We start from the raw sequence: 16,434 nt of genomic DNA on the forward strand, positions 1-16,434 counted from the left end.
TTGATAAAAAGCCTTTAAAAGGCGGCGATGGAATAAATTACTCCTTGAACTCTTTTCCGGTATAGATGTCTATGTGATAATAATTATCTCCATTTCCCTTGTCTTTTACCCGTACTAGACCGCTTGGGTTGATTGTATCATAGCTTTTGGTCCCGATCTGCTGTTTTGTTTTATTATTGTACAAGGTAAAAGGGCCATCTTTTTGCATCTGTAAGGCAAAGATCTGTTGTTTGCCATCCAAGATATCAATATGCTGAAAATTTGGCGGTAGATCCCATGTTTTGGTCTCGGCATTCCAGAGGCCCATGGTTGGATCCTGCTCTCCTTTTTTGATGTTGATAAGATATAATGCCTCAGTTTGATAGACGTATTTTATTTTTCCCGTTTTCCAATCTTTTTCAAGGGTATTCTTCGTAAACAACATATGCTTATCAGGCCAGACCAGATAACCTACCTGATCCAAAATAAAGAAATCCTTGACGTTGATCTCATCCAATAAGTTGCCCTGCTTGTCAAGATACAGCCAGTCATAAGCCCATACCTCGTGGTCATAATTAAATCTCCCCAGAATAAAGTAAGGTGAATTGTTGACAGAATACACGAGAGAAACTTCTTTCAGGAAAGCCATCTGTGCTGCAGTAGCCTGTTTGATCTGTTTTGGCAAAGCTTTCTCATATTCCGGAAAAACATAGATGGCACCTGTGCTGTTGTCTTTTAACAATTTAGGCACTGTTGGTTTATAGCGATCCTGATTGATGGAATCCAGCTGTAAAGGCTGGCCGTTCCAGAGCAAATCTATTTTATCGACACCGACCAGATTGGAAAAAATAGGCCGCTTATGTTGAATATCGTAGATCTCAAAACGATTTTCAGCAGGAGGAATATATCGGCCATTTTCCAAAATCATATCAATTTTTGTATTAAGCTTTTTTAGATGCTGATTTTTTAGTTCATAAAGATTCCCATTTAGGACGAAATGTTTATCATCCAGTTGGTATGCAGCCGAACTGTATTCGTTTTCGTCGTAGGGAACATCTTTGTCCAACAGGATCTGGTCGGTTTCAAGCACACGGATTTCTACCTTAACATAGGACGCTGTTTTTTTTATGCCACCGCCCATGATATTCCAGTCCCAGTTCCAGAAAGGCAGTTTTTTCTCATGTTCCCGACGTTTCATAAGCAGCGTCACTTGGCCTAGTGGTTGTAACCCAAGATCAGTATCAGAATAATTTTCGATAAAATCCCCCTTTGAATTAATTAAAGCCTGCTGGTTCTTCTCATTTGAGACGATAGCATAGCCAGTGGAAGTGAAAGGTTCGGCTCCATAGAATTTTTGTGTCAGCTGCTTCCGGAGCGAGCTGTCCACATAGACAAATTGTTTGTCCTGGGTCTGCATCGGAATCCAATGGATAGATTTTAGCGATGAATTTATGGTGGACTCTTGTGCACAGGCTGTCATACAAAGAATGGATATTAACCCTACTATTATTGATTTGATCATTTTTTTTCTTTTTAATTGAAAGCGTTAGCTGTTAAAAGAGCAACGAAAAGTTTTGTATACTCATTATGCCAATGCAACGCTTTATGACAGGATCCATGTTAAATACAGGGATCCTGAGGCTAAAGTAGACGAAAATTGCCTTTGGAAAAATAGCCGAATTCAGTGATTATAAAGCGACTTGATTGGTTGCTGGACAGCCATGTTAAGCTCGTTTGTTCCTGTATTATTTTTTCGATGAGCCGATTAAATTGGCTAATCGGCTCAAAATTTGCTTATATTTGAGCCGATTAGAGTTTAAAATCGGCTCAAATGTATAATTGGCAATATAAAGAATGGCCCCATTTCAGCTATAGTATCGAAGATATTCTACCTATAGCTGTTGCATTTGCTAAAGAAATGGGAGAGCTAAATGGTTTGTTAACAGGATTAAATGCGGAACTAAAACAGGAAGCGTTTATGGAGATTCTGATCGCTGAGGCAATGAAAACTTCAGAGATCGAGGGCGAATATATGAGCAGAGAGGACGTAATGTCCTCCATCAAAAGAAATCTTGGCATTAAAGACGACGTAGTCGTTCATGACCAAAGAGTTACTGGTGTTGCGAAATTGATGACAACCGTACGGGAGAGTGCGGTAAAAGAATTAAGCGTCGATTTGATCCAGCAGTGGCATGCCATACTTATGGCAGGATTTCCGAAAATTAATGCCGGAGTATGGCGTACAGGTGATAAACCTATGCAGATAATTTCCGGCTCATATGGTAAAGAAGTTGTCCATTATGAAGCTCCCCCATCTGTTGTTGTTCCGAAAGAGATGGAGCAACTGGTTCACTGGTTTAAATCCTATGAAATTAAAGAGTCGGAGTATATTATCGGCGCCCTGACTAAGACAGCTATTGTCCATTTGTATTTTGAATCTATTCATCCTTTTGAAGATGGGAATGGACGGATCGGAAGAGCGCTGGCAGAATACACTTTATCCAATACATTACAGGCCCCTGTCTTGTTGTCGATATCAAAGACGATTGAAAAAAATAAGCAGGCTTATTATGAAAATCTAAAAATTGCTCAGGCTAGCTTGGATATTACAAGTTGGATAGGCTACTTTACCCAAGTTATTTTAGAATCTCAAAAAGAAGCAAAAGAACTGATTGAGTTTACAGTAATAAAAGCAAAGTTTTTTGATCGTAACCGGGATTTATTGAATGAGCGGCAAATGAAGGTTATTAATCGCATGCTCGAACAGAGAATTGAAGGATTTGTCGGTGGTATGACCGCAAAAAAGTATATGTCCATTACGAAGACCTCAAAAGCTACTGCGACAAGGGACCTGCAATACCTGCAAGAGCATGGTATAGTTGAACAAATTGGGCTTGGAAGATCAGTGCGTTATGAACTTATACTTAGTTAGACGACCGATTTTAAAAGAATAGATTCAAGCGATATCATTATTTCTTCTCTACCGGAATAAGCTCCGCTCCGCCCGCTTTGGGTCGATACCAATACTTATGCCCCAGATCATCCTCAAAATCGTGGTTTACTTTTGCTTTATCTACACTTCTGAAGCTTTTGACATCGGGACCTTCAAAGATTTTATCGCCGACGAAAATATGCTTGGCATCTTTAGCAACGGCACGTTTCAGCACTTCAAAGGTTTTTGGGTCAGCTGCCGACAGGGGCTGTTCGTTGTAATAAATATGATTTTTGTCGCCGGACCAGAACGAGTTCCCTCCAATCCCTTCCAATATTTTGAAGCTTTCGGCATCCACATCTGTGAATTCAAATTTCTTTCCTTCAATGAGAACCAGTTGATCAATGAGTACCGTTTTTCTATCAAGTAATTTAATTTTATTGGTCGAAGGCAAAGTCGTTTCAAGGACCCCGATACCCTGATAGGGCTGGTAATAAAGTAATTTTTTACCATCCAAAATGATGTATTCATTGTTGAGTACATCAATCTTATCCGTTGTGTAATTGAGCGAATTGATACCTTTCTGAGTGACCACATAAAGCCTATTTTTGTCTTTCACAAAATTTTCATTTAAAATTTTAAATGAAGCGTAGTCAACAGCTAATGGTTGGGCATTGTAGAAATAATGTGATTTATCTTTCGATAGGGATGCGATTGTATCATACAAGGTAATATACGTTTCGGGATCAGCACCTGTCACGACGGTAAGCTGTTGTTTGCTACATGCTCCTGTAGCTGATGGAGAGCCATCGAATTCGAATACGTGAGACTGGTCGACGGGAATCTTTCCTTTCAATCGAAAGGTCTTTGCATCCACGAATTGTTGCGGACAGCCCATAAAATAGATATTGTCTTTATCACGTGCATAGACATCTCTGATCACGGAAAAGCTATTTATATCGGCCTCCATCTTTCTTGATCCACGCTCAAAACTATTGCCTCCGGGAATAAAATAAATTGTTTCTCCTTTTTTGTAGTAGTTTTCAGACAAAGGACTGACCTGCTCTTTGCAGGAAAAGAACAAACCTATGCATGTGCTGATAATTCCCATTTTTAAAATGCTTTTCATACGTTCCTATGTGATCTACTAACTTTGCCTGGTCTTACTCCACTATAAAAATACAACGCATCGATTTCAAACTCGACAGGAGTTTACAATCCGCTTATGGCTATTTATGATCCGTCTACTGTAAATTGCAATACCCTGCTGCACTCTATTATTCACTAAGTCCTGCCCGGTCAATTTATGGATAAACATAGCAATAATTTGGTAACTATTTTCCTATTCATATCCGCTTGCCGAGAAACTGTTTAATGCAAAAAAGCACGCTTCTACTCTTGAATATAGGTTAAGCATTGGTAAAGACTCTCATTAGGTATGGCTGTCATACATAAGCATACTAGAGATACCCAAATTGACCGATACCGGGGAAGCGGTATCGTTTGTAGCAAAAGAGAGGTCTGCTTTAACATTTTTAAAGATATAATCAATATAAATATTTGTTATAATATTTATATTGATTATATTTGTATATATAAACTATAATAATGTATTGTTATATGTTTTCTGTAAGAGGATTACATACTGTTATGTCTGTTTAAATGCCAACTCCGGACAATAACTTTTTCGCTTAATGAATATTTCAATACATTTTGATTTCAAGATTGGCACTTTCTAACTAGACCAAGGGGCAAACGTTTATATTTATTACCGTCTTGAACCCTATTCAGTCTCCTTGGTGACGGCAACTATTTTTTTTACAAATTAAGTGTTTGTTATGTGCAATTATAGCTATCGACAGCTTCGTTGTTAAGCTTTTTGTTGCGCCATTTTTTACCTAAAATCGTGTTTTGGAATGGAAATTAATAGCCAATTGATCATTGATCGTCTATCCGAGCGTATGGATCTCGATCGCGTTTATCTCGTTAAATACCAGTTTCTCAATCAGGAGTATTATCATTTACTGTTAGCGCTCAAACCCGTGAGCGGTCTTTCGCATAAGGTTTTAAAACCTATCGTGGAGTTATGTTTGATGGGTCAGGAAAATGTTTCCTTCGAATTAGTGCCAATAGGCGAAATGCTCAACAAGATAAAAACAGGCAGTTTATATTATTCATACGCCTCCTTACCTGCGTATAATATTCATCTCGCCAGTAAGAAAAAGAATCCACCCCTTAGCGCCAAGGAACTAAAGAGTATTTTGGAACTCTCTGCCGAATATTATCAAAAGATGTTGCCTGTTTCCAAAAGTTTTATCGAGGGAGCCGAAATGTTTGCCGAACAAGGAAACTATCAAAGAGCTGTATTTATGTTGCACCAAAGCGTGGAAAACCACTTGCGGTTTTTGCAGATTATGATCGATGGGAAAGCAAATAATGTTCCTCATATCAATAACAGGATCAAGAGTCTCAATGAGCACTTTTCTATATTAAGGGAATCGATAATTGGAAAGAATGCAGATGAAAAGGAGCGCTTTAAACTATTGGACAGCGCCTTTGATGCGGTAAAACAAAATAAGGATATAGAAATTTCGGTATGTGATGCATCTTGGCTCTACGATCACTGTTCATTTATTCTTGATCTGGTTGAACAGCTGTATTTGAGTTTTATAAAGGGCCTTCAAACTGGATATGAAAAATCACTGGAGGCGGAGGCACAAAAGGTAAGAGAGGACAAAACTGCCACCTCTGGGAACTGTGCTGAAGGAGGGAAAAATGTGGTACAGCAAGGCCAACCTATCTTCCATGCATTTCCTTGGCCGGAGCAGTATCAATCGGATATATATCATTTGCTAAATCAGCTTCGCCAGGAAAATCATCCCGAACAGATCATGTTGCTTAATTATTATACAAGCAATGCCAGTGGAAAAGGATTATTTGATTATCCGAGGAAAGAAAGTGGGGCAGCAGCGATCTATCTGGCCGTGATCAAAAAGAAAATCGGATCAAGCTACTTCCGAAAAGTCTCCTATGGTCAAGTTACTGCAGTAGTCGCTTTTTTGAATACAAGCTTTGTAGAAACAAAATTGAACAAAGGGAGCCGTTTTTCCCAAACGATATGGAACGAGTCTGTTGTGCTTTACCGGAATCCAGCTTATAAACCAACTTATTTTATTTGCCCGATCAATTGGTCGGACACATTGGTAAAAACCAAAAATACTTGGACACGCAATTTAAAACTTATACAGGATCTCGTGGAAATTATGTCCGGGGAGCATTCTTCCAATAGGCAATTGGCCGCGCTACTGTTAAACCAACTGGTGTCCATTGGACTGCATAGCTACCTTTATTTGCGGATCGGTTATGCTCCGCCCAGCGCTACGATAGAGGACCTGATCGAATGGACCTGCATCTGTGATAAAAAAGTAAAAGCATTCTTTGAACCCCACGGGGCTTTGGAAGAAATACTGAACAGCGAGATATTAAAAGTAATGAAAGGGCGGGTCTATGAACTTCCTTCGGAATTGGATCGGTTGGATATTGCACATTTCAAGTCAAGAGCTAAAGAAATCGCGGATTTCTTTATTGATTTATGCGAGCAGAGTTTAGCGTATATGGAAATGAAATCGGGGGTGGCAGAACATCAAAATTAATGGAGGAACAATGGGAACTGATTTGAACAAAACAATGGCGGATCCGAAGATTACGCCAATAGAAAAAATACTTCCAAAGAGAAATTCGAATGAGCCTATTTTAATTCCATGGGAAAGCGGAAATACAGGTCAATTGACACCAAGTTATCTGAACAAATATTTTATTGAAGCCGAGATTCCATTGATGGAACGTGAAAGCATTAATATTGCTGCCAGTCCATTCCCGCCAAAATATGAACTTAGGGTAAAAAATCTCTCAGGTATTACTGTTAAAATAACGCTGAATATTGAACACATAAGCGTTAATTGTTCTTGTGGAGAGGAGGTGGAGGGACTCTGTGTACATGAAATAACCTTGTTATCCAACAAACTGCACAATGGTTTTCCAAATTATTTACGCGATCTATATAGTGAAGAAATTAATCAATGGCCGCTCTGGAAGAAACAGATGGTACCATTTAAAGTCAGTGACAGGTATTCTTATACTAAATTGACTATAGAGGTAGGGCAAGAATATGGGCGATTTTATGGCTTGGATAAGGATGTTTATGACAGAGGCATTCGTTTATCAGCCCGGAACCTGGAGGGATGCTTAGATCTACAACGAAATGACGAAGTATCTTTCATTGTGGCGACTAATTTTTCCACTTTTGGTTTGCCTGTTTTTTTTCCCTTTCACTATAAATTCAAGCGCTCCCGTTCCTTTTCGCGATCCTATCTACTGGATGAAAGTAACCTGGAGATGTCTTTAAACTCCTATGATCAGTATCTGGAATTGTTCAGTAGGCGATTTGCAAGACTTGTTATGGAGGATAGGACTCTTAGGGAAGAAAAGAAGGATCTGATTAATGAAGATGTAAATTACACCGAACGAAATCAATGGAAAATTATACAGATATGGTGTGATCTATTGGAAGATCCCCCTTTCCCTATTAAACTAAATTTTGTCGAAACATATAAAAGCTATAGGTATGCTCATCAGCTTAATCTAAAGAATTCAAGGACACCGATTACTGCGATGGTAAGTAAGGCAAAAGAGAATTTGCATATCAAAGTAGAAATTGATGACCGGGATAAATACCTGAAAATGCGTATCTGTCTTTATTATGAAAATCAGCTAATAGATCTTCCTGAATTCTTAGGTGGAGAAAATTGCTTCTTTCTGAAAGTAGCTGATGGAAAAGTTTTGTTCATTGACGACCTTATGTTGGCGGAAATATTACAAAAATTTAGAGCATGGAAATATAGGCTGACCATTTTCAAAGATGATTTTTCTGCTTTCTTGAAGGACTATCTTATACCGCTGTCTAAAATAGCAGAACTTGTCATATTACAGAGAATCGAACAGCATATGATGGTTCCTCAAAGCTTTAAACCGTTTAAGAATATCGTTGCTATTTCCGTGATTGACGAATTTCTTCGTATTCAGGCTTTTATTGAGTATGATAAAGAGGGACGCTTTCTGATTAATTCCCGCAGCAATTTGATTATTCAGGATATGCGGGACCGACTAGCATATTTTGAACGGGATAAAGCCTCAGAGTTTGATTTTCAGGAGCTTGTTAAAGCTCAGCATCCGATTCTGAAAGAGACGACATCGGAGAATAATTGGCTGATTCCCCTGAATGAAATTGCACATACAACATGGTTGCATGATTTTATGGATAACTGCACGTTGAATGAAATATTCATTGAGATTGATAATGTTAACAAAGGAAGTACGTACTACCCCTTTCCCTTAAACTGTATAGTACGGAATGTTCATTTAGAAAATAATCAATGTTCGATTTTGTTTGTGCCAAAATTTGGTCGGCATACTGTTTCAATGGATCGGTTCGAAGATCTGATAATGGGAACAGATAAGGTTTTTGAAATTGAAAAAGGAGATTTTGGAATTATACGTAATATTGATCGGCAAATCTACAAGCCTTTGTTTTTAGGTGGGAAAAGAGAAGAAGATTGTTTCGTTTTAAATACGATTCAACTTGTTTCTATGCATAATGTATTAGATAAAATAGACAGAAAAATTATTCAGGATAGCATTCGGGAGCGTCGTGAAAAACTTGCTGCACTGGAAGAGATCCCCATTTTGGAAGTGCCAAAATGTATTCAAGCTCAATTACGTCCATATCAACAGGTGGGTTTTAGTTGGCTCGCATTTTTGAATGAATTTCAATGGGGTGGTCTTTTGGCCGATGATATGGGGCTGGGGAAAACCCTGCAGATAATTACATTATTGGAATATTTTTACGAATTGCATCCGATGGGGAAATCCGTTCTGATTATCGTACCGAACTCCCTCTTGTTCAACTGGGAAAATGAATATAAAAAGTTTGCTCCACATCGGATTATAAAGACCTACCACGGAAAACAGCGAGATGGTTTCGAGTTTGAGGCACATGCTACCATCATTCTAACGACATACGGTACTTTATTGACCGATGCGGTATATCTGACTGGTCTTGACTTTAGCTATCTTATCATGGATGAGTCGCAAGCAGTGAAAAACCGTAATTCCAAACGTTTCGAAGTGCTGTCTGAGGTTAAGGCTGATTATCGCATTGCAATGACCGGAACACCCATTGAAAATGGTATCCAAGATATTTACGCTCAAATGTCCTTGGTCAATCCCGGTTTCTTTGGTAACTATCGAAATTTTAATAAAAGCTATAAGGGGATTAAAGACGAGGAAACAGCCCAGGATACGATCCATAGCCTTCAAAAAATGATTCAACCATTTATTCTTAGACGTACAAAAAAACAGGTTGCTTTGGACCTGCCAGAGAAAACAGAAACAGTACTTTATTTAGATATGCTTCCAGAACAAAGGAAGATATACGATAGGTTTAGAAGGCTCTTCAAAGGGGAGCTCGAAGATAATCTGGCCAATTCTGATCCTTCAAAATCCAAATTTTTAGCAATTGAAGCATTGCAGAAACTCCGACAGCTGTGTAATTCGCCTGTGTTGATGAAAGATGGCGGTTATGTCAACGAATCCGTCAAACTGGATTTTATCGATGAAATCATGGAAGAAGTCGCTCCAAATCATAAAATTCTGCTCTTTTCTTCATACACCTCCATGCTCAAGCTCGTGGCCCAACGGATCGAAAAGTGTGGTATAGGCTATACCTATCTTGATGGTAAAATGAACCAGGAGCAACGGCAATCTGCAGTTGAAACATTTCAAAACGACGATGCATGCCGTGTTTTTCTGATTAGCCTCAAAGCTGGCGGAACCGGTTTGAACCTGACCGCCGCGGACTATGTCTACATTTTGGACCCTTGGTGGAATCCCGCGGCCGAGGCACAGGCAATAGACAGATGTTACCGCATTGGACAGGACAAACATGTCATGGCTTATAAGATTGTTTGCCGGGACTCTGTCGAAGAACGAATCCTGGAACTTCAGGCCAGTAAAAAAAGAATGGCCGAAGGTATAATCTTGGATGAAACTAATCTGATGAAATCTATTAGCAAAGAAGAACTGTTGAGACTGTTTGAATAACTAACAATAAATTGAAGTAGTGCATAATTTAATTAATAAACCGGAATTAGAAAAAATCAGGAAGAAATTTTCTATGTACTGGGCAGGTACAATTTATCTTCTAATCCTGAATCGGATAAGTTGCGGCTATACACGTGAAGAATTAGCTTTCCTAATGGGACAGGATGAAAACTATATCAAAGATATGGAGGAACTTAAAATTCCTGTTGGAAATTTAGAGGTTATGGTTCATCTCCATTGGATATTTGATCGAAGAAAATTACAGATCAGTGAATTTGACAACCGATCTGATTATCTGTTTGAACTTTCCACCTGGGAGGAACATGATGTGCGCTATTACCACATGGAATATTTTATCAATGAGGTGGAGTCCATCGTCTTCTTTCGGCTTATGGAGTATATAAACGAAGATAAACAGGATAATGCACGTTCGGAAAGAGAATGTGTATTAGTAAAAGGCCTATTAATTGGGCTAGTGGAGACGGATTATTTTAAAAAATACAGGACAGCTCTTCAACTCTGGCGCTCTATGGAACAACACATCGGCGAGAAAATTCATGTAAAAAGCTTAATGCGGGAACTGATGCTGATTGTCGGAAAAAAAGGTATAGCTCCCCTTCGTAAATCTAAGGCCAGAAGTTTTGGTTACCGCTATATTCAACACAAATAGAAAAATGGAAGATATGCAATCTGTACCCTTGGTGGTACCTCGGAATTTTAAACTGATCTGCGAACTCTTTGGTATAGCGGTTCCTGCATTTATACAATTGTTTTTGGATCATTACTCTTTTATGGATCAAAATTTTACGGATAACTCAAGCTACAATTTGGTTACCAGAGCTATTCGTTTTATTGATGATAAGTTCAAACTGGGAACAGATCCTCTTCCTTCCAAATTGGACAAAGTGGAAAAAGAACGTGGTGTAAAATTGATACAGCGTCAGGTAAAACTGGGCCTAAATAGAAATTATAGCACAACGGAACGTAGGAATAGGGGGCGTGTAATTACTGGGCAAATTTATGATATCTTATCAAAAGGAAGAAAAATGAAAGATATCATTTATCTGGATGAAAATACTTGTTTCAAACTTAGCAAGGATTTATTATTGACCTGCATTTTAAATAATACACATCCTTCCCGTTATATCAATAGTATGATGAAGCTGGTTTCCATACCCGATTATCTTGCGGAACTTCATTTGGATGAAGGTGAATATAATCCTATTCTTGGATTTATTATTCGGGTTCACGATGGTTATGGTAATATTAACAACTTGCAATATCGTAATTCAGCCAGATTTAAAAATTTTATTATGGAGATTCAGGAATTGAATAAACGCTATTTTTTTTATCGTGGGCTTGAAAAACGGGTTGCAGTCTATCAGGAGTGGCTAGACGATTTTTTGGAAAATAGAGCGGAGGATAACATATTATAAAAAATCAATGAAAACATTAGAAAAAATTAATTTAACCACCGAATTTACACAGTTCTGTGATATCTTCAATTTCACACCCGAAGAAGTAGTTCAAGAATTTATAAATAAAATTGATATTGCCCAGTATATGTGTGAATTCCTTGATCCTCACCGATGGGCCAATTTATTTGCCATGGAATATATGATTAAATACACAAAATCGAAGGGAATAATGTTTGAATATGAGGATTTTGCGAAAAGATGGGTGGAAATGATGGAAACCGGTGGTGATGATCCTATCGGGAAAACCAAGGAGCTTCTTGAAAAATGGCATAAAAAGGTATTGGAGGATCGAATTCATGAGATTATGAAAAATGATGACAAAGAAGAAAATACCTAGTATGAATACCGAATCTACAATAAAAACTTCCTACGCTGGAATGATGTATTCACACGATTTCCAGCTTTGGTATACGTATCTCAGAAGGAGGATTAATAAAGAGTGGCGACCCGAAGAGCTTTCGTTCTTACTGGGCAAGCCCGATCATGCCTATCTCGATTTTGAGAAAATGTTTCAGGTCCGAAATTTTTTAGCACAGCAATCGCCTCTTCTCGATCGGATATATACAAGCTCATGGATCGAAGCGATGGAATTCCATCGAGAAGAATATGAAGTTTCTCAAGAGCGTCTGGTACGTCTTAAAATCGAAGAGGATGAGGTGAAATGGAGCTATTCCATTGAGGTGCCTTGGACCTTTTCAACGGGTAAAAAAAAGCCTCCTTCGCCGGGTCTGAGATTTGAGGAATGGAAAGCCGAGAAAGATCTTCAACTTGAATCGGATGCCATGCTCCATGTCCGGCAAAAACTGGAAGCATTACTGGAGAATAATTACTTTGAAAATGGTGCCACAGCGTTGCAAATGTTTCGTCAGGTCGAAAATACCGGTCTTGTTCATTTACAGATTTTACCTCGATATCTCAAAAATGTCCTGTATAGTTTTATTCAACAAAACAAACTCGTTGTCAGAAATATCGAAAATAGTTATTCTTTTTTCTTGCCGGATTTTCAGTAAGCTAGCCACAAACAGTATTTATTAAATGGCTAGCGATGAGTAGAAAAACAATCATTATATTTATCCCAATGAATACAATGATTCCTAGCAATAGAATATTCATGGTACCAACCATTTTGAAAGGAGTGGCTGGTACCATTTTTATTTTTGCTGTTTTGACTGTCATTTCCTACCAAGATAGTTTGCCTGTAGATGGTAAAATAATTATTGGATTCCCTTGGGAGTACTATTCGGCGGGAACAGGGTATGATGCCGAATTGGATGAATATGCTAGCTTCGAAAATTTTGAGCCACTCAAACTGATCGGCAATGTCCTTTTTGCGGCTGGTCTATATTTGATAATATTGCTGCCGATTCGGCTCCTTTTTCGGAAAAAGAAAAGTTAATTCTATCTTTATTGTTATCCTTTTGTTAAGAATTAGTTGTTTGCTAACCCGGTTTAGTTAAAAACTATTAACCTTTTATTGATACTACCTTCATATTGCATTTGTAACCTTGTACCCGTAAATCAAATGCACTACTTATGAAAATTAAAACCAACAATGTCTTTTGGTTGTTATGTGCCATTGCAGCAAGCTCATCCGCTGTTCAAGCCAAACCGATCACAGAAACCCGATCACAATTCATGCAGGTGCAGGGTCCAGTCAAAGGTCGTGTGGTCGATGCCCAAGGGAATGCTGTTTCGGGGGCAACAGTTCAAAATTTGAAGAATAAAAAAACCGTTCAGTCGGACGTAAAAGGAAATTTTCAGATCGAAGCCGAAATTGGGGATAATCTTAGTATTTCATTTATCGGTTTTGCGAAATTGGTTCAACCTGTCGCTAAATCCAATGGGCAAATCTTTTCCTTACAGGACGATGAAAATACACTGGAGGAGGTTACTGTTTCAATTGGATATCAAAGAATTAGAAAGTCTGATGTCACAGGTGCTATTGCTAGCGTAAAGGCGGAAGAACTGAATTTGAGCGCGCCAAAGTTATCGCAAGCATTAGTTGGTAAAGTAGCGGGGGTGCAAGTGATGCAGACAAGTGGTGCTCCATACGATGGAACTAAAATGCGTGTCCGCGGTATGGGGTCGATTAACGCTGGTTCAGATCCATTGTACGTTATCGATGGTTATCCAGCAGGGAACAATTTAAATATCAACCCCAACGATATTGAGTCCTTTGATGTTTTAAAAGACGCGGCCTCGGCAGCGATCTACGGATCTCGTGGAGCTGGTGGTGTTATATTAATTACAACCAAGCGTGGTAAGGAAGGTAAAAGTAATGTGGACTACGAAGTATTGGGTGGCTTTGGTCAGCTTTCCAAGAAAATCGATGTTTTAAATTCAGAACAGTTTATTGATCTCTTGATCGATGGACGAAACAATTCTTATAGAGATCTTTTGGCAACAAAAGGAATTGCCTGGACGGATAACAAAAGATTTGACGATAATAAGACTCGTATTGCCAATGTGGGTAATGCCGGGTCGGTCAGTATACCAGAGGAATATTATGATTTTTCAACGGGTACAGCCAAAAAATCAAAATACGATACCGATTGGCAGGATGCGCTATACCGTAATGCGCCTTTTCAACGTCATAACCTTTCAACGTATGGCGGTAATGAAAAAAATCGTTATTTCCTCAGTGGATCTTATCAGAATCAGCAAGGTATCATGCTTGGAACAGATCAGAAAGTATTTAATTTCCGCGCTAATTTGGACAGTAAAGTCAGCAAGAGACTGACGGTTGGAGCCAATGTGTCCTTCACATACAACGATAACAATGAGGTGACCACAGGTCGTTATGATCGAAGCCCATCCATGGCTGCCTTAATCTATTTGCCAACGTTACCTGTTTATAACGAAGATGGAACCTATGCAAAATACCTGATGGCTGATCTTTCAGCAAACAATTATGGTATTCAGAATCCTGAAAATCCATTGGCCTATGTCACTGAGATCAAAAATAATCGCCGTGGAAAAAGAGGTTTGTATAATGCCTTTGCGGATTTTTCGATCATCGATGGCTTAAACCTGAAAGTGAATGGCGGATTGTCTACTTATGACGAAAAGTATGATTATTTCCGTCCGACAAGTATATCAGATGGAAACAACAAACCATTTTCACCGCAGGCAATTTCTGCAGCCTATGCAGATGCCAAGTCAAAAAATGAATTGGACAAATTGCTCGAGACAACATTAAACTATAACAAGTCCTTCGGTGACAAACATCAGGTATCTGCTTTATTGGGCTATTCGGTTCAACGCACAGACTACGATTATCAGGGCGTAAGGGCCAACGGTTTTAATAACAATGCAATTGGTGAAATTACGGACAAGGGAGCAGATCCTTCTAATTTCCAATTGCTAAAGGATGATACCTTCAAACGTACTACAACGCTTCAGTCATATTTTAGCCGGGTAAACTACAGTTTTGATTCAAAATATTTCCTTTCAGCTTCCATCCGTACCGATGGGTCGTCGCGCTTTGGGCCGAACAGCAAATGGGGAACTTTTCCTTCGGTGTCGGGCGGATGGACTCTTTCCAAGGAGGAGTTTTATACGGACTGGTTAGGCCAACAATCGACAGTTAAGCTAAGAGCGAGCTGGGGACGTAGCGGTAACAATAACATCAAAGAATATCGTTCTGTTTCTGTTTTTAACTCTCCTACAGGTGTTGTTTTGGGAGATAAAGTGGAGACTTCATATACTGCTGGAGACCTATATGACCCCAATTTAAGCTGGGAAACTACCTCTCAATACAATGCGGGTCTTGATCTTGGACTATTGAAAGGCCGCTTGAACATTATGGCCAATTTTTATTTGAGCCGTTCATTTAATTTATTATTTGATCAACCAATTTCGGCGGTATCTGGATCAACGACAATATTGACAAACTTGCCAAATTCTAAGGTACAAAATAAAGGTTTTGATCTACAGGTCGACGCAACGCTAATTCGTAAGAATGACTTTGAACTTGGCTTTAGCGGAAATATCAATGTTAACCGTAATAAGGTGTTAGATTTGGGGGGATCATCGACGATATTAACGAATGGAGCTGAGCGCTCTTACTTGACCCATATTACGCAGGAAGGCAGCCCAATCGGTATGTTCTATGGCTTTAAAGTGCTTGGCGTAGCAACGGAAGATAATTACAAAACTGTCGCGCCTTCTGCGGCTTCAACAACACCTCTACAACCCGGAGATCTTTACTTCGAAGATGTGGACGGCAATGGCATCGTCAATGACGCTGATAAAAGAGTCATAGGCAATCCGCATCCGAATTTTACGTATGGCTTCGCTTTGAATGCGCGTTATGAAGCATTTGATATACGTGCTTCTTTTAATGGCTCTCAAGGAAATAAAGTGTTAGATGGTTATGATTATTATCTCTATAACATGGAAGGTTCCGGCAATCAATATGCGGATGTGGCACAACGTTATCGTTCGGCACAAAATCCAGGTAATGGTAAAGTATACCGCGCATCACGTGGTGGTACACAAAGTAATAGTACACGCCTTTCGGATTTTTATCTCCAAGACGGTTCATTCTTGCGGATGACAAACATTGCATTGGGCTACAATCTTCCCAAAGGGCTAGCGGAGAAACTTACACTTTCTGGCGTAAGGGTCTATGCTACTGTCGACAATCCGTTTACAATTTCCAAATACAAAGGCTACAATCCAGAGCCGGATTATAACCAACGTGGCAATTTAACTCCGGGAGTGGATTATGGACTATATCCATTGGTCAGATCTTATAATCTTGGTGTGAAAGTAACTTTCTAATATCGTTGAAAAAAGCTGGCAAACCCATTATTCGGGAAGCGGCCGGTTAATAAAAAATAATGGAAGGACCCTGAAATTGGGTCTTTCCAAACCCATAAAAAA

Annotated in this window: 11 protein-coding genes; 9 read left to right on the forward strand and 2 right to left on the reverse strand. The window is 39.0% G+C overall.

Annotated elements, in window-relative coordinates:
- Positions 1-37: 37 nt before the first annotated feature.
- The gene (locus HPC41_RS08740; protein WP_172393654.1) at positions 38-1,501 is read right to left on the reverse strand and encodes a hypothetical protein; all 1,464 of its coding nucleotides are present in this window, start codon (positions 1,499-1,501) and stop codon (positions 38-40) included.
- 309 nt (positions 1,502-1,810) lie between these two features.
- Between HPC41_RS08740 and HPC41_RS08745 the strand changes: the two genes are divergently transcribed.
- Positions 1,811-2,911, forward strand: coding sequence for a Fic family protein (locus HPC41_RS08745; RefSeq protein WP_172393655.1), 1,101 nt, complete (start codon positions 1,811-1,813; stop codon positions 2,909-2,911).
- A gap of 37 nt (positions 2,912-2,948) precedes the next feature.
- Here the strand turns inward: HPC41_RS08745 and HPC41_RS08750 are convergent, their stop codons facing one another.
- Positions 2,949-4,040: a DKNYY domain-containing protein gene (locus HPC41_RS08750; protein WP_172393656.1), complete on the reverse strand. Its 1,092-nt coding sequence runs from the start codon at positions 4,038-4,040 to the stop codon at positions 2,949-2,951.
- A gap of 787 nt (positions 4,041-4,827) precedes the next feature.
- Between HPC41_RS08750 and HPC41_RS08755 the strand changes: the two genes are divergently transcribed.
- From HPC41_RS08755 to HPC41_RS08790, 8 genes are all read left to right on the forward strand, one after another.
- Positions 4,828-6,564: a HEPN domain-containing protein gene (locus HPC41_RS08755; RefSeq protein WP_172393657.1), complete on the forward strand. Its 1,737-nt coding sequence runs from the start codon at positions 4,828-4,830 to the stop codon at positions 6,562-6,564.
- A gap of 10 nt (positions 6,565-6,574) precedes the next feature.
- The gene (locus tag HPC41_RS08760; protein ID WP_172393658.1) at positions 6,575-10,069 is read left to right on the forward strand and encodes a DEAD/DEAH box helicase; all 3,495 of its coding nucleotides are present in this window, start codon (positions 6,575-6,577) and stop codon (positions 10,067-10,069) included.
- A 19-nt stretch (positions 10,070-10,088) separates the two neighbouring features.
- Positions 10,089-10,739 carry a hypothetical protein gene (locus HPC41_RS08765; RefSeq protein ID WP_172393659.1) on the forward strand — a complete coding sequence of 217 codons (651 nt, stop codon included), beginning with the start codon at positions 10,089-10,091 and terminating at the stop codon, positions 10,737-10,739.
- Between the two features lie 4 nt (positions 10,740-10,743).
- The gene (locus HPC41_RS08770; protein WP_172393660.1) at positions 10,744-11,505 is read left to right on the forward strand and encodes a hypothetical protein; all 762 of its coding nucleotides are present in this window, start codon (positions 10,744-10,746) and stop codon (positions 11,503-11,505) included.
- A 7-nt stretch (positions 11,506-11,512) separates the two neighbouring features.
- Positions 11,513-11,884 carry a hypothetical protein gene (locus HPC41_RS08775; RefSeq protein ID WP_172393661.1) on the forward strand — a complete coding sequence of 124 codons (372 nt, stop codon included), beginning with the start codon at positions 11,513-11,515 and terminating at the stop codon, positions 11,882-11,884.
- Between the two features lies 1 nt (position 11,885).
- A complete protein-coding gene (locus HPC41_RS08780; protein WP_172393662.1) occupies positions 11,886-12,557 on the forward strand; it encodes a hypothetical protein in 672 nt (223 codons plus the stop codon).
- A gap of 35 nt (positions 12,558-12,592) precedes the next feature.
- Positions 12,593-12,943, forward strand: a complete 351-nt coding sequence (locus HPC41_RS08785) for a hypothetical protein (protein ID WP_172393663.1) — start codon at positions 12,593-12,595, stop codon at positions 12,941-12,943.
- A 137-nt stretch (positions 12,944-13,080) separates the two neighbouring features.
- Positions 13,081-16,332 (forward strand): SusC/RagA family TonB-linked outer membrane protein, encoded by a 3,252-nt coding sequence (locus HPC41_RS08790; RefSeq protein ID WP_172393664.1) that lies wholly within the window; start codon positions 13,081-13,083, stop codon positions 16,330-16,332.
- The last annotated feature ends 102 nt before the right edge of the window (positions 16,333-16,434 follow it).

This window comes from Sphingobacterium prati (assembly GCF_013167215.1).
Lineage (GTDB): Bacteria > Bacteroidota > Bacteroidia > Sphingobacteriales > Sphingobacteriaceae > Sphingobacterium > Sphingobacterium prati.